This window comes from Streptomyces sp. SID12501, from assembly GCF_010550245.1.
GTDB lineage: Bacteria > Actinomycetota > Actinomycetes > Streptomycetales > Streptomycetaceae > Streptomyces.
The window spans coordinates 218,748-239,050 of record NZ_JAAGLU010000004.1 but is presented as its reverse complement, the minus strand read 5'-3'; the positions used below and the strand labels follow the sequence as shown (position 1 = coordinate 239,050).

Here is a 20,303-nt window from a genome sequence, read left to right as displayed (position 1 = left end):
AACAACACGATGACCACGGACGACGACGCCGACCGCAAGAAGCACACGATCCATTTCGACCGGCACACCCCCGAGTACCGGCACCAGTTCACCGAGACCACCCACGAGTTGCAGTCCAGGTGCCCGATCGCCTGGACCGAGACGCACGGCGGCCACTGGGTCGCCAGCGGCAACCGCGAGGTCTTCGAACTGGCCCGGGCGGCCGAGTTCATCTCCAACGACCACGACGTGAAGGGGGAGCGGCGCGGATACCAGGGCATCACCATCCCGCCACCGTCCAAGGAACGGGGACAGGTACAGGGCGGGTTCCTGGAGATGGACCCGCCCGAGCAGCGCCACTACCGCCAGTCGCTCAACCCCTACCTCTCCCCGGCCGCCATCAGCCGCTGGATCCCGGTCATCGACGAGGTGGTCCGGGCCGCCATCGACGAGAGGATCGAGTCCGGCCGGATCGACTTCGTCGACGACCTGGCCAACGTCGTCCCGGCCGTTCTCACCCTGGCGATGATGGGTATCCCGCTCAAGGACTGGACCGTCTACAACGAGCCGGCGCATGCCTCCGTCTACACACCGCCGGACTCGCCCGACATGCAGCGGGTCGCCGAGATGGGCCGCAACATGGCCGTCGGTCTGGCCAGGGCCATCGCGGAGATCCGCGCCAACCCCAGGCCCGGACTGGTGGACGCACTGATCCACGCGGACATCAACGGCGAAAACCCGCCGGACAGCGAACTCCTGGGCGTACTCGCCCTGTTGATCGGCGGTGGCTTCGACACCACGACCGCGCTCACCGCGCACGCGCTGGAGTGGCTCGGGGAGAATCCCGCTGAGCGGGACCGCCTCAGCCGCGACCGGGACACCCTGCTGGACTCTGCCACGGAGGAGTTCCTGCGGTTCTTCGCGCCCGCGCCGGGCGACGGACGCACGTTCTCCGCCGACTGCGAGATCGCCGGAACACGGTTCAAGGAGGGAGAACGGCTCTGGCTGTCCTGGGCGATGGCCAACCGCGACCCCTCCGTCTTCCCCGACCCCGACACCATCCACCTGGAACGCCCGGCCAACCGGCACAGCAGCTTCGGCCTCGGCATCCACCGCTGCATCGGATCCAACGTCGCCCGTACGGTCTTCAAGCGCATGGTCACCCAGGTGTTCGACCGTATGCCCGACTACCGGTGCGACCCGGAGGGCACTGTGCACTACGAGACCATCGGCATCATCCAGGGCATGCGCCATCTCCCGGCGACCTTCACCCCGGGCCCCCGGCTCGGCGCCGGGCTCGACGAGACCCTGGAGAAGCTGCAGCGGGTCTGCGACGAGCAGCGGATCGCCGAGCCGGTGACGGTTCGCAGGGCGAAGGCGCAGATCGCCGAATGACCGACGAGACACCCGACACGTCGGGGCGGGCCGCGCCGGAGATCACAGAGGAGAACGCCTTCTTCTGGACCTCCGGCGCGGACGGCCGGCTGCGGCTGACGGAGTGCGGGTCCTGCGCGGCCCTCATCCATCCGCCGCAGCCGGTGTGCCGCTACTGCCACGGGCACGAGACCGGCGTGCGGGCCGTCTCCGGCTTCGCGACCCTGATCGGCTTCACCGTCAACCACCGTTTTCCCGCCCCCGGGTTGCCGACCCCGTTCGTCGTCGCCCAGGTCGCCATCGAGGAGGACCCCCGGGTCCGCCTCACCACCAACACCGTCCAGTGCGAGCCCGACCAGCTGAAGTTGGGCATGCGCATGGAGGTCGTCTTCGAGCGGGCCGGGGACGCGTGGCTCCCCCTGTTCCGCCCGGCGGCCGACCAGGGATCCCCGGCCCCCTTCCCCACGGACGCCATCGAACCGTCCCGATTCCCGTCCCGCGTACGCCCGATGGTCACCCCGGAGAAGTTCGAGGACAAGGTCGCGATCACCGGCGTCGGCGCCTCGGAGATCGGGCGGCGCCTCCTCGTACCGCCCCTGTCGCTGACGGTGAAAGCCTGCGAACAGGCCATCGCCGACGCCGGGTTGACCATCGCCGACATCGACGGTCTGGCGGCCTACCCGGGCGCCGGGGCGTACGGAGGCTTCGCCGAGGGCGGAGTCATGGCGCTGGAGGCCGCGCTGGGCGTCCGGCCCACCTGGTACAACGGCGGCAGCGAGACCTTCGGCCCCGGCGGCTCACTGATCGCGGCGATGCTCGCGGTCGCGGGTGGCCTGGCCCGGCATGTGCTGTGCTTCCGTACGGTGTGGGAGTCGTCGTACGGCGAACTGGTCAAACGCGGCCGGATCACCCCGCCCGGCGGCCCCGCGGCGGCGGGCTGGATGAAGCCCTTCGGCGCGATCTCGGCCTCGCACACCCTCGCCATGAACGCGCAACGCCACTTCCACCGCTACGGCACCACCCGCGAGACCCTCGGCTGGATCGCCCTCAACCAGCGGGCGAACGCCGCGCTCAACCCCACCGCGATCTACCGCGATCCGCTGACCATGGACGACTACCTCCAGGCCAGGACGGTCACCACCCCCTTCGGGCTCTACGACTGCGACGTGCCCTGCGACGGATCGGTCGCCGTGATCGTGTCCGCCGTGGACGCGGCCCGGGACCTGGCCAGACCGCCCGTCCTCGTCGAGGCGGTCGGCACCCAGATCCTCGAACGCATCGAGTGGGACCAGAGCACCCTCACCCACGAACCCCAGGTGCTCGGCCAGTCCGCCCATCTGTGGACCCGCACCTCGCTGCGGCCGACGGACGTCGACATCGCGCAGCTCTATGACGGCTTCACCTTCAACTGCCTTTCCTGGATAGAGGCGTTGGGCTTCTGCGGGATCGGTGAGGCCAAGGACTTCCTGGACGGCGGCAAGAACATCGCCCGCGACGGACTGCTGCCCCTGAACACCCACGGCGGGCAGCTCTCCCACGGCCGCACCCACGGTCTGGGGCTGATCCACGAGGCGATCACCCAACTGCGCGGGGAGGCCGACGCGCGCCAGGTGCCGGACGCCCGGGTCGCCGTGGTCAGCACCGGAGGACTCACCCCCAGCGGTGCGATCCTCTTCCGGGCCGACACATGACCGGTGCCTCTCGCGTCGTCGTCGACGTGGACGGCATCCCCGTATCGGCCCTGCTGCGCGAGGCACGGCAACCACGCGCCGTCGTCCTCGCGCTGCACGGCGGGGCCGCCTTCTCCGGCTACTTCGACTACCCGGACCGGCCCCGGCTGTCCCTGCTGCGCACCGGCGAGGCCCTCGGCTTCACCGTCATCGCCATCGACCGTCCGGGATACGGCAGTTCGGCCCCGTACGCCGACGAGTTCACGTCCCCCGAGCGTCGTGTCGACGTCACCTACGGGGCTGTGGAGCGACTCCTCGCGGCCCGCCCGCGCGGGGCCGGCGTCTTCGTGTGGGCGCACTCCATCGGCAGCGAACTCGGGGTCCGTATGGCGGCCGACGAGCGGCGCGGCCCGGAACTGCTCGGCCTGGAACTCGCCGGCACCGGACGCCGCCACCACGACGACGCGGCCGGAATCCTCGGCGACTGGCGGCACCGGCCGCCGAACAGCAGGGTGCACGACCTGCTGTGGCAACCGTCGCGTCTGTACGCCGACGACGTGGTCGGCGGTGCCCGTATCTCCTCGCGCTCGCCCGCGTACGAGGGTGTCGTGGCCCGGAGCTGGATCGACACGTTTCCCCAGCTCGCCCCCCTGATCCGCGTCCCCGTCCACTACACGCTCGGCGAACACGAGCGGGTGTGGAGCTCGGGGCCCTCGGCGCTCGCCGACATCGCCTCCCTGTTCACCGCGTCGCCCCGGGTCGCCGTCGACGAACAGGCGGGCGGCGGACACAACTTGAGCATTGGGTTGACGTCTTTGGCCTATCACCTCAAGGTGCTCTCGTTCGTTGAGGAGTGCGTGCTCGCACGCGAGGTAGCAGAAGCGGCAGCGACAGAGGCGGCGGAAGTCGCCCAACGGCAGCAGGGGAGAGCAAGTTGACGAACGCGGAAGCGGTCGCGGTGCTGGTCGTCAGAGTGGTCCTGGGCGTCATCATGATCGCGCACGGGCTCAACCACTGGCGGGGCGGCGGAAAGATCGAGGGCACGGCCCGTTGGTTCGGCGGGCTCGGGCTGCGGCACGGGACGCTGCAGGCGTGGATGAGCGTGATCACCGAGGTGGGCGCGGGCGCGCTGCTGGTCCTCGGTCTGTTCACCCCGCTGGCCTGCGCGGCAGTGGTCTCGGTGATGCTGGTCGCGGGGCTCCTCGCCCACCGGCCCAACGGGTTCTTCGTGTTCAAGGACGGCTACGAGTACGTCCTGATGCTGGCCGCGATCTCCCTGGCGCTCGGGGTACTGGGGCCCGGCAAGGTGTCCGTGGACCACGCTGCCGACATCGAGGTCACCGGCTGGGCCGGGGGCGGCATCGCGCTCGGGGTCGCCGTGGTGGCGACGGCGGGGCTGCTGGCGACGTTCTGGCGGCCCGAGCGTCCCGAACGGGCCGTGAAGACGGAGGAGCCGACCGTCACCGGAGTGGCAGGGCAGGAGACCGGCTGATGCGTGTGGGGTTCATCGGGCTCGGGAGTCAGGGCGGGCCCATGGCACGGCGTATCGTCGACGCCGGTTTCCCGACGACGTTGTGGGCGAGAAGACCCGCCTCGCTGACCCCGTTCGCCGGCACGCCTGCTCAACGTGCCGTCTCCGCCGCCGAGTTGGCCGCCGCCAGTGACCTGGTGTGCGTCTGTGTCGGTGACGACGCCGACGTCGAGGAGGTCGTCGTCGGTGACGAGGGTGTGCTCGCCGGGCTCCGGCAGGGCGGGGTGATCGCCGTGCACAGCACCGTCCACCCCGACACCTGCCGTCGGCTCGCCGACCGGGCCCGGTTGCGCGGAGTCGCCCTGGTCGACGCGCCGGTCAGCGGGGGCGGCGCGGCGGCGGCCGAGGGGCGGCTGCTGGTGATGGTCGGCGGCGAGTCCGGGACCGTCGCGTTCTGCCGGCGGGTGTTCGAGACGTACGGCGATCCGGTCGTCCACATGGGCCCGCTGGGCTCTGGGCAGGTCGCCAAGCTGCTCAACAACGCCCTGTTCACGGCGAATCTGGCGACCTCCGCCGACGTACTCGCCCTCGGGCGCACCCTCGACGTGGACCCCGCCGGCCTCGCCGACGTCCTCGCGCACGGCAGCGGGGCGAGCTTCGCGCTCGGCCGGGTCGCCGCGGCCGGCGGCACCCTCGACCGGATCGCCGTTCACGGCGGACCGCTGCTGCGCAAGGACGCCCGACTGCTGGCAGACCTCGCCGAAGGAGTCGGCACTCCGGCGGGCTCGACCGTGATGCGAACGGCCGACGACGCCCTCGCCGTCATGGCGCGGATCGACCGACCGCTGATCTCCACCAGGCGGGTCCCAGGATGATTCCCCTGGATGGAAATGGTCTTCTCATTATTTGTGAGCGTTGCTATCGTCTGCCGTCAGGGCGACGAAGGGAGCGGTACAGGCCGTGAACGACTTCGAGGCGATCGACTTCTTCCGGGACGAGGGGGCCGTCGCGGACCCGTATCCGTACTTCGAGGCCCTGCGCGGCCAGTGCCCCGTACAGCGCGAGAACCATCACGACGTGATGATGGTGACGGGCTACGACGAGGCCGTGCAGGTCTTCAGTGACGCCGAGACGTTCTCCTCGTGCGTGTCGGTGACCGGGCCCTTCCCGGGGTTCCCGGTCCCGCTGGAGGGCGACGACGTCAGCGAGCTGATCGAGCGCCACCGGGACGAACTCCCCATGAGCGACCAGCTGCCGACGTTCGACCCGCCCCTGCACACGGCCCATCGCGGGCTGCTGATGCGGCTCATCACGCCGAGGCGCCTCAAGGAGAACGAGGCGTCCATGTGGCATCTCGCCGATGCCCAGCTGGACGAGTATCTGGCCGCGGGCGAGGGCGACTTCATCGGCGCCTTCGCCGCCCCCTTCACCCTGCGGGTCATCACCGACCTGCTCGGCATACCCGAGGCAGACCGGGACGAGTTCGCCGAGAAACTCAACCGGCCGCACTCCGACGCGGGCGTCGGCAGCACCAAGGGCGAGATGACGCACACGCCCCTGGAGTACCTGTACGAACGGTTCGCGGAGTATGTCGAGGACCGTCGCCGCGAACCCGGCGACGACGTGATCACCGGCCTCGCCATCGCCACCTTCCCCGACGGCTCGACCCCCGACGTCGCCGACGTCGCCCGCGTCGCCACCAACCTCTTCGCGGCCGGCCAGGAGACCACCGTCCGGCTGCTGGGCAACGCGCTCCAGATCATCGCCGAACAGCCCGAGATCCAGGCCCTGTTGCGGGCCGAGCGTGACCGCATCCCGAACTTCATCGAAGAGGTGCTGCGGATGGAGAGCCCCATCAAGGGCGACTTCCGGCTCTCCCGCGTACCGGCCACGGTGGGTGGGGTCGACATCCCGGCCGGCACCACGCTCATGGTCCTGAACGGCGCAGCGAATCGCGACCCGCGCCACTTCGAGGACCCGCAGACCTTCGACGCCACGCGGGCCAACGCCCGCCACCACTTGGCGTTCGGCCGCGGCGTCCACACCTGCCCCGGCGCGCCCCTGGCCCGGGCCGAGGGCCGCGTGGCCATCGAGCGCATCCTCGACCGTACGGCCGACATCAGGATCTCCGAGGCGGTGCACGGCCCCGCCGACGCCCGCCGGTACCGGTATCTGCCGACGTACATCCTGCGCGGACTGACCCACCTGGGCCTGGAGTTCACGCCCGCAGAGGGGCGCGCCCGATGAAGGTCGCAGTGGACGAGGACCGCTGCCGGGGGCACGGCGTGTGCTGGACCCTGTGCCCCGAGGTCTTCGACCTCACCGACGACGGGTACGCCGAGGTGCTGGTGCCGGAAATTCCCGCCGAGCACGAGAACGCGGTGCGCACCGCTGTCGGCAGTTGCCCCGAGCGGGCCATCGTGCTGAGCTGAGCCCGGCCCGCACAGTGAACCGAGAGGACAGGCAGATGCCCAAGGGATACGTCATCGTCACCGAGGCCATCAAGGACCCGGTGGGCCTGGAGGTCTACGCCCGCGCCGCCGGGGCGACGCTGGTCGCGAGCGGCGCGTCGATCCTCGCCGTCGACGACGGGCCGCAGCAACTGGAGGGCGAATGGCACGGTGACCGGACCATCGTCCTCGAGTTCGAGTCGGTGGAGGCGGCCCGTGCCTGGTACGAGTCCGCCGAGTACGAGAAGGCCAAGCCTCTGCGGCACGCGGCGGCCGACACCAACATGGTGATCGTCGCCGGGTTCGAGCCGCCCGCCGGGAACGGCTGACCCCGGCCCGTCACCGCGGCCGTTCCTTCACGACACGCCAACGCCCGTCTGTCAGGAGGGCGTTGGCGTGTCGTGTCGTGCGTACCCCGCCCCGGAAATGGCCGGCCTGTGGCAGTGGCCGCGGGAGGCACTTGTGTGGTGTGGTGACCGTACCGGCACATCGGTGTGCCGGCGGCGGAGAAGGTGACGCGTGGAGACGACGGCCCGGCGTGAGGAAATCCTGGGTGCCGCCCTGGAAGTGTTCGCCGAGCGCGGCTACAGACGGGCCTCGATGGACGCGGTCGCCGAGCGGGCGGGGCTGACCCGGCAGGGCGTCCTGCACTACTTCCCCAGCAAGAAGCTCCTGTTGCACGCGCTGCTCCAGCGCCGGGAGGACCTGGCTCGGGAGCATCTGGCCGCCGGTCACCTGGACAAGGACCTGCCGAGCCTGGTCGCCGAAGTCGTCGCCTACGACCATCAGAACGCCGGGCTCGTCCAGATCCACAGCGTGCTGGTGGCGGAGGGGATCATCGGCGGTGATCCCTCCCACGCGTTCTTCCACGACCACTACCGCTCGATCCAGGACAACACCGTCGCCCAGCTGACCGAGATATACGGCGACCGCCTGCCCAGCGGGCTCACCCCGCGCGCGGCTGCGAGTGCCCTGGTCGCGATGCTCGACGGGATGCAGTTGCAGTGGCTGATGGACGACGAGCAGTCCGACTACCCGGAGATCATGCGGGACGTGATGACCCTTCTGATCGGGTCCACGCCCGGATGAACCCGGCCATGGCCGCCACCGTCCCGGTCCGCAACCGCTCGGCGTCCTCCCACACCCGCAGATCCACGGCGACCCCGGAACGGGCCGCGCGGGCGGCGAATCCCAGCGAGTCGTCCAGCAGCGGATCGGTGCCCGCGACCAGCAACTGGACCGGCGGCAGTCCGTGCAGGTTGGCGTGCAGGGGGCTGAGCAACGGGTTTGACGGTTCGGTGCCGGCCGCGTAGAGGGCGGTTCGCAGCCGGAGTTCGTCGAGGTCGAAGGTGGGCTCGGCCGCCGCGTTGAACAGCAGGCTCGGCGCGTCCAGGGTCAGATCGAGCAGCGCCGAGCCGAACACCGCGCACTGCGGCGCCGCCGCCCCCATGTCCCGCAGCCGCACCAGCAGCGAGGCCGCGAGCCCGGCGCCGAGCCGCTCCCCGGCCAGCGCCACCGGACCCCGGGCCCGGCAGGAGTCGTACACGGCGTGCACGTCGTCGAGGGCGCCCGGGAACGAGGAGCGGTAGCGCGGGCAGACGACCACCGCTCCGGTGCGCAGCGCGAGCCGCTCGGCCAGATCGAGCGCCGACTCCGGGGTGCCGGAGATGTGCCGGTCGCCGTGCAGGTGGAGGATCACGAGATCGGTGGGGTCCGGCGGGGTCACGACCGGCCCGATCGGGCTCGACTCGACGCGTACGGACCCTACTTGACCCGCGTCGACCGCCGCGTCACCCGCCTCGATGCGCACGTCCGTCAAGTCGGTCTGTGTGGCGCGGTGTTCAGTCGGTGTGGGGGAGTCGTCGGACCAGGCCTGTGCGAGGCCGCGGTGTTCGCCGACGATTCCGTCTGCGGTCTCAACTCGTGTGTCATCCACGGGACATCACCCTTTCCGCTGCCTGCCAGTGCTCGTCGGAGACCCACAGTCGGGCGAAGGCGCGGGCCGCCTCGTCCGCCGTCAGGTTCCCCGACACCACCCGCTTGATCTCCTGTGCGGGGCGGGTGGCGAGCTGTCGGGCCAGCGTGCGCCAGCCCTCCTCGAAGGCGGCCCGGGGCAGCACCCGGTCCACCAGGCCGAGGCGTTCGGCCTCCGGCGCGTCGAGTATCTGCGCGGTGCCGGCGAGCAGGAGTGCCCGGCCCCTGCCGACCAGTGCGGCCAGGCGTTCGGCGCCGCCCCACGCGGGCATGATCGCCAGGGCCTTCTGGTTGAAGCCGATCCTGATGTCGTCGGCCGCGATCCGGATGTCGGCGGCCACCGCGACCTCGGCGCCCCCGCCGAACGCGTGCCCGTTGAGGGCGGCGATCACCGGGCCGGGGAAGGCGGCCAGCCGGTCGCAGACGCCGCGCATCCGCAGGGCCATCGCCAGCGCCTCGTCCTCGGTGCGGATCGCGGCGAGTTCCTTGAGGTCGCCGCCCGACACGAACGCCCTGTCGCCGGCGCCCGTGATGACCAGGGCCCGGGCGTCCGCCGCCGCGTCGAGGGCCTGGTCCAGCTCGTCCATGGTGGCCGGCGCGATGGCGTTGCGGGCGTGCGGGCGGTTGATGGTGATGACCGCCAGGCCCTCGTCCAGTTCGAGTTCGAGATCAACCATGTGTGCCTCTTCGGTCGGTGGGGCGCGGACTTCGGTTCCCGGACTCGGTTCTCGGGCTCAGCTCTCGTACTCGACCGTGACGTGCGGGGTCACCGGTTCGCCCTGGCACGTCAGCACCCAGCCCTCGGCGACCTCTTCGTCGTCGAGGGCGTGGTTGACGCGCATCTTGGCCTCGCCCTCGGTGAGTCGGGCGATACAGGTGCCGCAGTTGCCCATCTCGCAGGAGAAGGGCGGCATGAGACCGGCCCGGCGGGCGCTCTCCAGCAGTGACTCGCGGGGATGCTGGTCGACGGTGCGGCGCTTTCCGGCGAGAGCGATGGTGACCGTGCCGCCACCGGGCAACAGCGTGCTGATGGACTCCTCGACCGTCGGACCCGGCACCGAGAAGCGCTCAACGACGATCTGCCCGGACCGGACACCGTCCGAGAGAAGCGTGTTCTCGGCGAGCGCCATGAAGGGCGCGGGCCCGCAGAGGTAGAAGTCCGCGCCCAGGTCGGCGCCCACGAACTCCCTTACCTCGGCCCCGGTCACGAGACCCTGCCGGTCGTCGAGATGGTGACGGACCTCGAAGTGGTCAGGGTGCTGTTTCACCAGCTCGGCCAGCGTGTCGCCGAAGATGACCGAGTCCGCGTCCCGGTTGGCGGCCAGTACCCGTACCCGCCGTCCGGTGGTGGCCAGCGCGGTCTTCGCGAGGGACAGGACGGGTGTGACCCCGCTGCCTCCGCAGAGCGCGACCAGCGGCGTCGTCCCCTCGCGCAGACAGAACACGCCTGCCGGGGACGTGGTCTCGATGAGGTCGCCGGGTGCGAGGTGGTCGTGCATCCAGTTCGACACCAGACCGCCCGGGACGCGCTTCACCGTGGTCGTCAACTCGCTGTCGGTGTCCGGGGAGCTCGACATCGAGTAGCTGCGCAGGGTGCCGCACGCTCGCACCGTCAGGAACTGTCCGGCGCGATAGGGGAAGGGAGCGTCGAGTACGTACGTGCGCGTGTCGGCTGTCTCCTGGACGATCCGCTTGATCCGGACCGGGTGGAAACCGTGGTCTCGTACCATGTATGGAATTTACCTTCTCTCTCTGCGAGAGTGCAATTCTCGTTACAAGGGAGGGTGTTCCCGCAATGCGAACGATCCCCACGCGCACAGTCCCCGCCGAGCTCGCCAAGCGCTATGAGGCGGAGGGCTGGTGGACCCGAGACACGCTCGGTGACCTGCTGGCGCACGGCCTGACCGCCGCCCCCGGCACCGAGTTCCGCGTGCACTCGGCGGTGCGGCCGTGGACGGGAACCTTCGCCGACGTCGAGCGGGTCGCACGCCGACTGGCGGCCGGGCTCAGGGCGCGCGGGGTGGGTCCCGGCGACGTTGTCGCGTTCCAGCTGCCCAACTGGATGGAGGCGGCGGCGGTCTTCTGGGCGTCGGCGTTCCTCGGTGCGGTCGTCGTGCCGGTCGTCCACTTCTACGGGCGCAAGGAGGTCGGGTACATCCTGGACGCCGTCCGGCCGAACGTCTTCGTCACCGCCGCCCGCTTCGGCCACCTGGAACACCAGCCCGACCTGAGCGCGGACGTGCCCGTGGTCGGCGTCGTCGGGCGGGACTTCGATGACCTGCTCGCCGACGAACCCCTGCCCGGGGTCCTCCCGGCGGACCCGGCGGGCCCAGCCCTCATCGCGTTCACCTCCGGAACGACCCGTGATCCCAAGGGAGTTGTGCACAGCCACCAGACCCTCGGCTTCGAGACCCGGCAACTGGCCGGGCTCTACCCGCCCGACCGGGGCCGCCAGCTCACCTCGGCACCCGTCGGCCACTTCATCGGCATGGTCAACGCCTTCCTCATCCCCGTCCTGGACGGCACCCCGGTGAACCTCGCGGACGTCTGGGACCCCGGCACGGCCCTCGGCCTGATGAAGAGCGACGGGCTGACGGTCGGCGGCGGCGCCGCGTACTACATGACGAGCCTCCTCGACCATCCGGACTTCACGCCCGCCCACCTCGCCGGCATGAAGTACGCGGGCCTCGGCGGCTCGGCGGTACCGGCCGCCGTCACCGACAGGCTGGCCCGCCTCGGCATCACCGTCTTCCGCTCGTACGGCAGCACGGAGCACCCCTCGATCACCGGTTCCCGCCACACCGCGCCCGAGGGCAAGCGGCTCTACACCGACGGCGACCGCCTGCCCGGCGTCGAGGTCAGGCGCGCCGAGGACGGCGAGATCCTCAGCCGGGGACCGGACCTCTGCCTCGGCTACACCGACCCCGCGCTGACCGGACGGGCCTTCGACGCCGACGGCTGGTACCGCACCGGTGACATCGGGGTCGTCGACGGCGACGGGTATCTCACGATCACCGACCGCAAGGCCGACATCATCATCCGGGGCGGCGAGAACATCGGCGCGCTGGAGGTCGAGGAGGTGCTGCTCGCCCTGCCGGGTGTCGCGGAGGCCGCGGTGGTGGCCGTACCCGACGAGCGGCTCGGCGAACACGCGGCGGCCGTCCTGCGGCTGAGGCCCGGTCACCCCGCGCCCACGCTCGACAAGATGCGCGCCCATCTCGACCGGGAGGGCCTCGCCCGGCAGAAGTGGCCGGAGGAACTGCACGTAGTCGACGAGTTCCCGCGCACCGCGAGCGGCAAGGTTCAGAAGTTCGTTCTCCGCAAGGACATTGCGAGCCGCAAGAAGTGAGAATAAGATTCTCGCAATCTGCGAAGGAGGATCTCAATGCCGTCGCGCGAGCTGCCGTATCCGCTTTTCGACGCGGACAACCACCTGTACGAGACCGAAGAGGCGCTGACCAGGCACCTCCCCAAGCAATACGCGGGCGCGATCCAGTACGTGCAGGTGAACGGCCGTACGAAGATCGCGATCCGGGGGCAGATCAGCGAGTACATCCCCAACCCCACCTTCGAGGTGGTCGCCCGCCCCGGGGCGATGGAGGACTACTTCAAGTTCGGCAACCCGGACGGGAAGAGCCGCCGGGAGATCTTCGGCGAGCCGATGCGCTCCATCCCCGCCTTCCGTGAACCGGGGGCCCGGCTGGAGCTTCTGGACGAGCTCGGAGTGCAGAAGACCCTGATGTTCCCGACGCTCGCCAGCCTCATCGAGGAGCGGATGCGGGACGATCCCGAACTGATCCACGCGGTGATCCACTCGCTCAACGAGTGGCTGCACGAGACGTGGGGCTTCAACCACAAGGACCGCATCCTCACCACCCCCGTCATCACCCTGCCCATCGTCGACAAGGCCATCGCGGAGCTGAACTGGGCGGTCGAGCGCGGCGCCAGGGCGATCCTGGTGCGCCCCGCCCCGGTGCCCGGCTACGGCGGCTCGCGTTCCTTCGCGGCGCCCGAGTTCGACCCGTTCTGGAAGCGCGCCGTCGAGACCGGCGTGCTGGTCGCGATGCACTCCTCGGACAGCGGCTACGCCCGGTACACCAGCGACTGGGAGGGCGGGACCAACGAGATGCTCCCGTTCAAGCCCAACGCCTTCCGAACGGTGTCCGAGTGGCGGCCGATCCAGGACGCGGTGGCCGCCTGGGTCTGCCACGGCGCCCTGTTCCGGGTCCCGGGGCTGAAGATCGCGCTGATCGAGAACGGCTCCTCCTGGGTGGCGCCGCTGCTCGACCAACTCCGGGACGTCTACAAGAAGATGCCGAACGAGTTCCTGGGCGACCCGGTCCAGGCCGTCAAGGACAGCATCCACGTCAGCCCGTTCTACGAGGACGACCTCGGCGACCTCATCGACCTGATGGGCGTGGACCGGGTGCTGTTCGGCTCGGACTACCCGCACCCCGAGGGCCTGGCCCAGCCGCAGAGCTACGTCGACGCCATCCAGCACCTGAGCGTCACCGACCAGGCCAAGATCATGGGCGGCAACCTCTCCAGGCTGATCCCGGGATGAAGTGGGAGACCATCCCGCGGATGGTGCTGAGCGCGGCCGACCGCTTCGGTGACGCCGAAGCGGTCGTCGACGGCCAACTCCGCCTCACCTTCACCGAGTTGGCCGACCGGGTGCGCACGGCCGCGGGCGCCTTCGCCGCTGCCGGGATCGGGAGGGGCGACCGGGTCGCGATCTGGGCGCCCAACTCCGCCGAGTGGATCGTCGCGGCCTTCGGGCTGCTCACCGCCGGCGGGGTGCTCGTCCCGGTCAACACCCGGTTCAAGGCGGACGAGGCCCACGACATCGTCCGCCGCAGCGGGGCCAAACTCGTCCTGGTCGAGGCGGGCTTCCTCGGCCTGGACTTCGAGGGCCCGCCGGGTGTGCCGGTGATCGACCTCAAGTCGGGCTTCCTGACGAGCGGTTCGCCGTTCGAGCGGGCGGTGAGCGGTGACGACGTCAGCGACATCACGTTCACGTCCGGGACCACCGGGCGGCCCAAGGGCGTCCTGATGACCCACGCCCAGACGCTCCGCCTGTACGGCGAGTGGTGCGACCTGGCGACCTTGCGCGAGGGCGACCGCTATCTGATCGTCAACCCGTTCTTCCACATCTTCGGCTACAAGGCCGGCTGTATCGCCTCCCTGATCCGGGGCGCGACCATCCTGCCCGTACCCGTCTTCGACGTGGACCGCGTACTCGATCTGGTGGAGCGCGAGAAGGTGACGGTTCTGCCCGGCCCGCCCACGCTCTACCACTCGCTCCTGGCGGCCGGGGACCGGCGCGACCTGTCCTCCCTGCGGGTGGCGGTGACAGGCTCCGCCGACATCCCCGTCGAGCTCATCCGCCGGATCGTCAGCGACCTGCCCTTCCGGCACATCATGACCGGGTACGGCCTGACCGAGGCGGGCACGGCCACGGCCTCCCGACCCGGGGACTCCTTCGAGGACATCGCGACCACGGTGGGCACCCCCTGCGAGGGCGTCGAGGTGAGCGTCGCGGACGACGGGGAGGTCCTGATCCGCGGCTACAGCGTCATGCGCGGCTACCTCGACGATCCTGCGGCCACCGCCGAGGCGATCGACGCGGACGGCTGGCTGCACACCGGAGATCTCGGCACCCTCGACGACCGGGGACACCTGAGGATCGTCGGCCGCAAGAAGGACATGTTCATCGTGGGCGGCTTCAACGCCTACCCGGCGGAGATCGAGAGCTTCCTCCTCGAACACCCGGCCGTCGCGCAGGCCGCCGTGATCGGTGTGCCGGACGAGCGGCTCGGGCAGGTCGCCAAGGCGTTCGTCGTCCGTGGCGAACCCGTCTCGGCGGACGAACTGATCGCCTGGAGCCGAAAGCGGATGGCCGGGTTCAAGGCTCCCCGGTTCGTGGAGTTCCTCGAAGAACTGCCGTTGAACGCCACCGGCAAGGTGATGAAGGACCAGCTGAGATGACACGACCGGACGAGACCGCTTCAGGCATCCCGCTCCAGGCGGTCTACGGACCCGCCGACCGGGGCGCCGACCCGCCCGAGCCAGGCAACTACCCCTTCACACGCGGCAACTACGCGACCGGCTACCGGGGACGGCTGTGGACGCTGCGCCAGTACTCCGGTTTCGGCACGCCCGAGGAGTCCAACCGCCGCTACCGCTATCTCCTCGAACAGGGCGGTACGGGCCTGTCGGTCGCCCTGGACCTGCCCACGCAGTGCGGCTACGACTCCGACGACCCCGAAGTGACAGAGGAGGTCGGCCGTGTCGGCGTAGCCCTCGACACCCTCGCCGACGCCGAGATCCTCTTCGGGGACATCCCCCTCGACAGGATCAGCACCAGCTTCACCATCAACGGCACCGCGGCGATCCTCCTCGCCTTCTACGTCGCCGCCGCCGAACGCAAGGGTGTGCCGCGCGCGAAACTCACCGGCACGATCCAGAACGACATCCTCAAGGAGTACGCGTCCAGGGGGACTTGGATCTGGCCCGCCCAGCCGTCCCTGCGGCTGATCGCGGACACCATCGAGTTCTGCGCCGCCGAGGTACCCCGGTTCAACGCGATCTCGGTGGCCGGCTCGCACTTCCGAGACGCGGGTGCCAACGCCGTTCAGGAGATGGCGTTCACGCTCGCCGACGGGGTGACGTACGTCGACACGGTGCTGGAGCGCGGCCGGATGACGGTCGACCAGTTCGCCCCGCAGATCTCCTTCTTCTTCTACACCCACGGCGATTTCTTCGAGGAGATCGCCAAGTACCGTGCGGGACGCAGGCGTTGGGCCACCATCGTCCGGGAGCGGTACGGCGCCACGACCGACAAGGCGTCGATGTTCCGCTTCGGCTGCGTGGCCGGCGGGGCCTCCCTCTACGCGCCCCAGGCGCAGAACAACACCGTCCGGGTGGCGTACGAGGCGCTGGCCTCCGTACTCGGCGGCGTCCAGTCGATGTTCACGGCCGCCTGGGACGAACCCTTCGCGCTGCCCAGCGAGGAGTCGGCGACCCTGGCCCTGCGCACCCAGCAGATACTCGCCCACGAGACCGGCGTGACCCGGGTCGCGGACCCGCTCGGCGGCTCGTACTTCGTCGAGGCGCTCACCGACGCGACCGAGGCACGGATCGTCGAGATCATGGACGACCTGGAGCGGTACGGGGGCATGGTCCGGGCCATCGAGGACGGCTATCTGCAAGGGCTCATCGCCGACGAGGCCTACCAACTGCACCTGGACGTCGAGGCGGGCACCCGTCCGGTCGTAGGCGTCAACCGGTTCGTCTCGGACGAGCCGCCGCCGGACCTGTCGACGTACGAACTGGACGCGGAGGGCCGCGACCGGCAGCTGAAACGCCTCGCCGACGTGAAGGCCACGCGAGACGCCGCCCTTGTACGGGAGCAGCTGTTCCGGCTGGCGCGCGCGGCGGACGGGACGGAGAACCTGATGCCCGTACTGATCGACTGTGCCAACGCCTACTGCACGGTGGGGGAGATGGTCGCCGCGCTGAAGGCGGTCTGGGGCGAGTTCCAGCAGCCGGTGGTGTTCTGATGGGCGCCGCCACCCGGATCCTGGTCGCCAAGCCCGGCCTGGACGGCCACGACCGCGGAGCCAAGATCGTCGCGCGGACGCTGCGTGACGCCGGGTTCGAGGTCGTGTTCACCGGCATCCGCCAGCGCGTCGACACCATCGTGGCGACCGCTGTCCAGGAGGACGTGGCCGTGGTCGGGCTCAGCATCCTCTCCGGCGCGCATCTCGCCCTGACCACGAAGGTGGTCGAGGCGCTGCGGGCCGCCGGGGCCGACGACATCGCCGTCGTCGTGGGCGGCACCATCCCACCGGCCGACGTACCCCGGATGCGGGCGGCGGGCGCGGCGGCGGTCTTCCCGACCGGTACGCCGCTCGACGTGCTCGTCGCGGAGATGCGGGCGCTGACGGGTGGCGCGGGGAGCGCGGCCACGGGCTCCTAGGACTTGCTCGAACTCTGCTCGAACTCTGCTCGGAAACCTGTCGGACGTCTGGAGGCACTGTGCGGGTCGGTGTGATGATCGGGCCGGAGCGTGGGGACGCCGCGCGCAAGGTCGCGCGGATGATCGACGACGTGATGTGGGCCGAGCAGGCGGGCCTCGACACCGCGTGGGTGCCCCAGATACCCACGGACTTCGACGCGTTGACGGCCGTCGCGCTGATGGGCGCGCGGACCGAACGGATCGAGATCGGGACGGCGGTCGTACCGCTCCAGGCCCAGCATCCGATCGCCCTCGCCCGCCAGGCGCTGTCCGCGCAGGCGGCGACCGGGGGCCGACTGGCGCTGGGCGTCGGACCCTCGCACCACTGGATCGTCCGGGACATGCTCGGGCTGCCGTACGAGCGGCCGGCCGCGTTCACCCGCGACTACCTCGACGTCCTGGACGTGGCCCTGCGCGGCCCCGGTCCGGTCGACGTCGAGAACGCCACCTTCACCGTGCACAACCCGCTCGACCTCGGCCCGGTCGGCCCGCTGCCCGTCCTGATCGCCGCGCTCGGCCCGGTCATGCTGGCCCTCGCGGGCGGGCGTACGGACGGCACCGTCCTCTGGATGGCCGACGAACGAGCGGTCGCCGACCACGTCGTCCCGCGCATCACCAAGGCGGCCGAGGGCGCGGGCAGGCCGGCGCCCAGGGTCGTCGCGGGCATCCCGGTCTGTCTGTGCCGCCCGACGGAGGTCGACGCGGCCCGAGAACGCGCGAACCGCATCCTCGGGGAGGCCGAGATCTCGCCCAACTACCAGCGCCTGCTGGACTACGGCGACGCCCAGGACATCGGCGACCTGTGCGCGGCCGGCGACGAGGCGGCCATCCTGGCCCGGTTCCGCCGCTTCGCCGACGCCGGAGTGACCGACCTGTCGGTACGGCTGCTGCCGATCGGCGAGGACAGGGAAGAACTTGTCGCCTCCAAGCGCCGTACACGGGACATGCTGGCCACCATCGCGGCGGAAGTGCGATGAGCCCCGGGCCGACCGCCGGGCCACTGGCGGGCATCCGCGTCCTGGAGGTCGGCCACATGCTGGCCGGGCCCTACGCCACGATGATGCTCGCCGACCTCGGAGCCGAGGTCACGAAGATCGAGCCGCCCGGCGGGGACATCTCGCGGCAGGTCAGCGACGCCTACTTCGCCAGCCTCAACCGGGGCAAGCGCAGTGTCTGCCTGGACCTGACGACCGCGGAGGGCCAGGACCGACTCGGTGAACTGGCCTCCGACGCGCACGCGTTGCTCGTCAACCTCAAGCCGTCGGCGATCCACCGGCTGGGGCTGACGTACGAGGCGCTGCGGAAGTGGAACGAGCGGATCGTGTGTGTCGCGCTGACCGGCTTCGGGCTGGCCACGGGTGACGAGCCCGCCTTCGACTACGTCGTCCAGGCGGCCACCGGAGTCGCCGCGCTCACCGGCGATCCCGACGGCCCGCCGACACTGCCCGGCTACTCCGCCGCTGACAACTCGACCGGCCTCACAGCGGCGTTGGGTCTGCTCGCGCAGATCGTGTCGGGTCGTGGCGGCCAAGTCGACGTCTGCCTGCGGGACGTGATGCTGTCCCAGCTCAACTACCGTGCCTCGGCCTACCTCAACGAGGGCACCGAGCCACGGCGCCTGCCGCTCGGCGCGCACTCGTACTACGTACCGGCGCAGCTCTTCCCCACAGCTGAGGGCCACTTGGCGCTGTTCATCACCCACGACGGCTTCTGGAAGTCCTTCGCCGCCGAGGCGGGCGTCGAGGGGTTTCCGACCATGGCAGAGCGGGCGGCCCGGCGGGAAGAGGTGCTGGAGGCGGTCACGGCGGTTCTGGCGGGCGACACCGCCGCGGCCTGGGAAGCCCGGTTGCGGCCCCTGGGCGTACCGGCCGCCGCCGTACGCACGCTGCCGGAGGCACTGGCAGCCACACCTGAGGTCGTGGTGACGGCGGGTGACTACAGGCTGGTCCGCAGCCCGGTACGGATCGCCGGTCACGAGCCCGACCACCGGCCGCCACCCCGGCTGGGCGAGCACAACGGTGCCGTCCTGCGCGGTTCCGGTGAGCGTGAGGTGGTCGAGTCATGAGAGGTGAGGACCAGTTCCACCTTGGCATCGTCGCCGAGGACTTCGAAGGGACCCTCGCCGGATTGTCGGCCGCGTTCGGTTACGAGTGGTGCGCGGAGATCGCCGGCCCGCTGACCGTGACACTGTCGACCGGCGACGCGGAAGTACGGCTCAGCTGCGTGTACTCGCGGACCTCACCCCGGCTGGAGATCCTCCGGAGCATCCCCGGCACCCTCTGGGAAGCGGCGCCCGGCGGGGGAGTCCACCACGTCGGCTACTGGTCCGACGACGTCGGCGCGGACTGCGCCGGACTCGTCGACCTCGGATACACGCTCGAGGCGTCCCGCATCGGACCCGCCGGGTCCGCCTTCGCGTTCCTGCGCGGCCCCGACGGTGTCCTCGTCGAACTCGTGGACCGGGCGGCACAGCCGATGCTGGAGAAGTTCTGGGCCGACGGAGGGGACAGAGCATGAACACCGTAGGTATCGCGACCGGTGCCGGGCGGGGGATGGGGCTGGCGTGCGCGGGGCGGCTGGTCGGCACGGTGGACACGCTGCTGCTCGTCGACCGGGACGAGGCGACCGTGACAGCGGCGGCGAAGGAACTGGCAGGTGCTGGAGGGGCCACGGCCGTCGAGCCGTTCGTCCTGGACGTCACCGACCGGGACGGACTGGCCCGGCTCGCCGCACGCACCGCCGAACTGGGCACCCTGCGCGCCGTCGCCCACGCCGCCGGAATCTCGCCCACGATGGCCGACTGGCGGACCATCTTCGCGGTCGACCTGGTGGGCACCGCGCGGCTCGCCGAGGCCCTGCGCCCGCTCGCCACGGACGGTACGGCGCTGGTGTGCTTCGCCTCGATGGCCCCGCTGCTCGGCAACCTGGAAGCCGATCCTGCTGTCGCCGCCGTCCTGGACGATCCTCTCGACGACGCCTTCCTCGGCCGGCTCCACGATGCTCTGGGACCGGCTGTCGAGGACAGCGGCGCCGCCTACGCGTGGGCCAAACACGGGGTACACCGTTTCGTACGGAGTGAGGCGCTCCGGCTCGGCCCGCTCGGCGCCCGTATCTGCTCGGTCTCGCCCGGCGTCATAGACACCCCGCAGGGCAGGCAGGAAGCCGCGAACCAGCCGACCATGGACGCGCTCGTACGCCGGTCCGCGACCGGCCGTCCGGGCCGGGCCGAGGAGGTCGCCGCGGGAGTCGCCTTCCTGCTCTCGGCGGAGGCGAGCTTCATCACGGGCATCGACCTGCTGATCGACGGCGGAGCTTGTGCGGCGGTACGGGAACGGGCTGGGCGGTAGGACGTACACCTGACGTGC

General features: G+C 70.6%; 21 protein-coding genes. 18 read left to right on the top strand and 3 right to left on the bottom strand.

The features are described from left to right. The first annotated feature begins 9 nt into the window (after positions 1-9). The 9 genes from G3I71_RS06220 (at position 10) to G3I71_RS06180 (ending at position 8,033) form a co-directional block, all read left to right on the top strand. Positions 10-1,374 carry a cytochrome P450 gene (locus G3I71_RS06220; protein ID WP_164312892.1) on the top strand — a complete coding sequence of 455 codons (1,365 nt, stop codon included), beginning with the start codon at positions 10-12 and terminating at the stop codon, positions 1,372-1,374. Next, entirely contained in the window at positions 1,371-3,044 is a 1,674-nt protein-coding gene (locus G3I71_RS06215) for an OB-fold domain-containing protein (RefSeq protein WP_164312891.1), read from the top strand. Before G3I71_RS06220 ends, G3I71_RS06215 begins: the two co-directional genes overlap by 4 nt. Next, positions 3,041-3,961: an alpha/beta fold hydrolase gene (locus tag G3I71_RS06210; protein WP_164312890.1), complete on the top strand. Its 921-nt coding sequence runs from the start codon at positions 3,041-3,043 to the stop codon at positions 3,959-3,961. Before G3I71_RS06215 ends, G3I71_RS06210 begins: the two co-directional genes overlap by 4 nt. Beyond that, positions 3,958-4,515, top strand: coding sequence for a DoxX family protein (locus G3I71_RS06205; protein ID WP_164312889.1), 558 nt, complete (start codon positions 3,958-3,960; stop codon positions 4,513-4,515). Before G3I71_RS06210 ends, G3I71_RS06205 begins: the two co-directional genes overlap by 4 nt. Before the next feature lie 41 nt (positions 4,516-4,556). Next, a complete protein-coding gene (locus G3I71_RS06200) occupies positions 4,557-5,369 on the top strand; it encodes an NAD(P)-dependent oxidoreductase (RefSeq protein ID WP_239148945.1) in 813 nt (270 codons plus the stop codon). Between the two features lie 85 nt (positions 5,370-5,454). Next, a complete protein-coding gene (locus tag G3I71_RS06195) occupies positions 5,455-6,741 on the top strand; it encodes a cytochrome P450 (protein ID WP_164312887.1) in 1,287 nt (428 codons plus the stop codon). After that, positions 6,738-6,926, top strand: a complete 189-nt coding sequence (locus G3I71_RS06190; protein WP_164312886.1) for a ferredoxin — start codon at positions 6,738-6,740, stop codon at positions 6,924-6,926. The genes G3I71_RS06195 and G3I71_RS06190 overlap by 4 nt, the downstream gene beginning before the upstream one ends. A gap of 35 nt (positions 6,927-6,961) precedes the next feature. Further along, positions 6,962-7,273 (top strand): DUF1330 domain-containing protein, encoded by a 312-nt coding sequence (locus tag G3I71_RS06185; protein ID WP_164312885.1) that lies wholly within the window; start codon positions 6,962-6,964, stop codon positions 7,271-7,273. A gap of 190 nt (positions 7,274-7,463) precedes the next feature. After that, positions 7,464-8,033: a TetR/AcrR family transcriptional regulator gene (locus G3I71_RS06180; protein WP_343242866.1), complete on the top strand. Its 570-nt coding sequence runs from the start codon at positions 7,464-7,466 to the stop codon at positions 8,031-8,033. On the opposite strand, the gene G3I71_RS06175 is transcribed toward G3I71_RS06180, so the two are convergent. The 3 genes from G3I71_RS06175 to G3I71_RS06165 are packed head-to-tail and all read right to left on the bottom strand — an operon-like array spanning position 7,987 to position 10,648. Next, the gene (locus G3I71_RS06175) at positions 7,987-8,880 is read right to left on the bottom strand and encodes an alpha/beta hydrolase fold domain-containing protein (protein WP_343242865.1); all 894 of its coding nucleotides are present in this window, start codon (positions 8,878-8,880) and stop codon (positions 7,987-7,989) included. The two genes, G3I71_RS06180 and G3I71_RS06175, sit on opposite strands and share 47 nt — an antisense overlap. Beyond that, entirely contained in the window at positions 8,873-9,595 is a 723-nt protein-coding gene (locus tag G3I71_RS06170; protein WP_164312884.1) for an enoyl-CoA hydratase/isomerase family protein, read from the bottom strand. The genes G3I71_RS06175 and G3I71_RS06170 overlap by 8 nt, the downstream gene beginning before the upstream one ends. A 57-nt stretch (positions 9,596-9,652) precedes the next feature. Next, positions 9,653-10,648 (bottom strand): ferredoxin--NADP reductase, encoded by a 996-nt coding sequence (locus G3I71_RS06165; RefSeq protein WP_164312883.1) that lies wholly within the window; start codon positions 10,646-10,648, stop codon positions 9,653-9,655. Positions 10,649-10,713: 65 nt separating this feature from the next. Between G3I71_RS06165 and G3I71_RS06160 the strand changes: the two genes are divergently transcribed. From G3I71_RS06160 to G3I71_RS06120, 9 genes are read left to right on the top strand one after another with little or no spacing between them, the layout of a single operon-like run. Continuing rightward, positions 10,714-12,267: an AMP-binding protein gene (locus G3I71_RS06160; protein WP_164312882.1), complete on the top strand. Its 1,554-nt coding sequence runs from the start codon at positions 10,714-10,716 to the stop codon at positions 12,265-12,267. A 36-nt stretch (positions 12,268-12,303) separates the two neighbouring features. Further along, the gene (locus tag G3I71_RS06155; protein ID WP_164312881.1) at positions 12,304-13,482 is read left to right on the top strand and encodes an amidohydrolase family protein; all 1,179 of its coding nucleotides are present in this window, start codon (positions 12,304-12,306) and stop codon (positions 13,480-13,482) included. Next, positions 13,479-14,906 (top strand): FadD3 family acyl-CoA ligase, encoded by a 1,428-nt coding sequence (locus G3I71_RS06150; protein ID WP_164312880.1) that lies wholly within the window; start codon positions 13,479-13,481, stop codon positions 14,904-14,906. Before G3I71_RS06155 ends, G3I71_RS06150 begins: the two co-directional genes overlap by 4 nt. Then, entirely contained in the window at positions 14,903-16,480 is a 1,578-nt protein-coding gene (locus G3I71_RS06145; protein WP_164312879.1) for a methylmalonyl-CoA mutase family protein, read from the top strand. The genes G3I71_RS06150 and G3I71_RS06145 overlap by 4 nt, the downstream gene beginning before the upstream one ends. Then, on the top strand, positions 16,480-16,899 hold the full coding sequence (locus G3I71_RS06140; RefSeq protein WP_164312878.1) for a cobalamin B12-binding domain-containing protein: 420 nt from the start codon (positions 16,480-16,482) through the stop codon (positions 16,897-16,899). Before G3I71_RS06145 ends, G3I71_RS06140 begins: the two co-directional genes overlap by 1 nt. Positions 16,900-16,958: 59 nt before the next feature. After that, positions 16,959-17,915 (top strand): TIGR03564 family F420-dependent LLM class oxidoreductase, encoded by a 957-nt coding sequence (locus G3I71_RS06135; RefSeq protein ID WP_164312877.1) that lies wholly within the window; start codon positions 16,959-16,961, stop codon positions 17,913-17,915. Further along, positions 17,912-19,003, top strand: a complete 1,092-nt coding sequence (locus tag G3I71_RS06130) for a CaiB/BaiF CoA-transferase family protein (protein WP_164312876.1) — start codon at positions 17,912-17,914, stop codon at positions 19,001-19,003. The genes G3I71_RS06135 and G3I71_RS06130 overlap by 4 nt, the downstream gene beginning before the upstream one ends. After that, on the top strand, positions 19,000-19,455 hold the full coding sequence (locus tag G3I71_RS06125; RefSeq protein ID WP_164312875.1) for a VOC family protein: 456 nt from the start codon (positions 19,000-19,002) through the stop codon (positions 19,453-19,455). The genes G3I71_RS06130 and G3I71_RS06125 overlap by 4 nt, the downstream gene beginning before the upstream one ends. Continuing rightward, positions 19,452-20,285, top strand: a complete 834-nt coding sequence (locus G3I71_RS06120; RefSeq protein WP_164312874.1) for an SDR family oxidoreductase — start codon at positions 19,452-19,454, stop codon at positions 20,283-20,285. Before G3I71_RS06125 ends, G3I71_RS06120 begins: the two co-directional genes overlap by 4 nt. The last annotated feature ends 18 nt before the right edge of the window (positions 20,286-20,303 follow it).

What these genes read in the sequence shown, in the direction of transcription:
- G3I71_RS06155 (WP_164312881.1), top strand. Translation starts at nt 12,304, where the DNA reads ATGCCGTCGCGCGAGCTGCCGTATCCGCTTTTCGACGCGGACAACCAC.
- G3I71_RS06215 (WP_164312891.1), top strand. Translation starts at nt 1,371, where the DNA reads ATGACCGACGAGACACCCGACACGTCGGGGCGGGCCGCGCCGGAGATC.
- G3I71_RS06130 (WP_164312876.1), top strand. Translation starts at nt 17,912, where the DNA reads ATGAGCCCCGGGCCGACCGCCGGGCCACTGGCGGGCATCCGCGTCCTG.
- G3I71_RS06150 (WP_164312880.1), top strand. Translation starts at nt 13,479, where the DNA reads ATGAAGTGGGAGACCATCCCGCGGATGGTGCTGAGCGCGGCCGACCGC.
- G3I71_RS06220 (WP_164312892.1), top strand. Translation starts at nt 10, where the DNA reads ATGACCACGGACGACGACGCCGACCGCAAGAAGCACACGATCCATTTC.
- G3I71_RS06145 (WP_164312879.1), top strand. Translation starts at nt 14,903, where the DNA reads ATGACACGACCGGACGAGACCGCTTCAGGCATCCCGCTCCAGGCGGTC.
- G3I71_RS06120 (WP_164312874.1), top strand. Translation starts at nt 19,452, where the DNA reads ATGAACACCGTAGGTATCGCGACCGGTGCCGGGCGGGGGATGGGGCTG.
- G3I71_RS06160 (WP_164312882.1), top strand. Translation starts at nt 10,714, where the DNA reads ATGCGAACGATCCCCACGCGCACAGTCCCCGCCGAGCTCGCCAAGCGC.
- G3I71_RS06185 (WP_164312885.1), top strand. Translation starts at nt 6,962, where the DNA reads ATGCCCAAGGGATACGTCATCGTCACCGAGGCCATCAAGGACCCGGTG.
- G3I71_RS06125 (WP_164312875.1), top strand. Translation starts at nt 19,000, where the DNA reads ATGAGAGGTGAGGACCAGTTCCACCTTGGCATCGTCGCCGAGGACTTC.
- G3I71_RS06210 (WP_164312890.1), top strand. Translation starts at nt 3,041, where the DNA reads ATGACCGGTGCCTCTCGCGTCGTCGTCGACGTGGACGGCATCCCCGTA.
- G3I71_RS06165 (WP_164312883.1), bottom strand. Translation starts at nt 10,648, where the DNA reads ATGGTACGAGACCACGGTTTCCACCCGGTCCGGATCAAGCGGATCGTC.
- G3I71_RS06200 (WP_239148945.1), top strand. Translation starts at nt 4,557, where the DNA reads ATGGCACGGCGTATCGTCGACGCCGGTTTCCCGACGACGTTGTGGGCG.
- G3I71_RS06140 (WP_164312878.1), top strand. Translation starts at nt 16,480, where the DNA reads ATGGGCGCCGCCACCCGGATCCTGGTCGCCAAGCCCGGCCTGGACGGC.
- G3I71_RS06190 (WP_164312886.1), top strand. Translation starts at nt 6,738, where the DNA reads ATGAAGGTCGCAGTGGACGAGGACCGCTGCCGGGGGCACGGCGTGTGC.
- G3I71_RS06170 (WP_164312884.1), bottom strand. Translation starts at nt 9,595, where the DNA reads ATGGTTGATCTCGAACTCGAACTGGACGAGGGCCTGGCGGTCATCACC.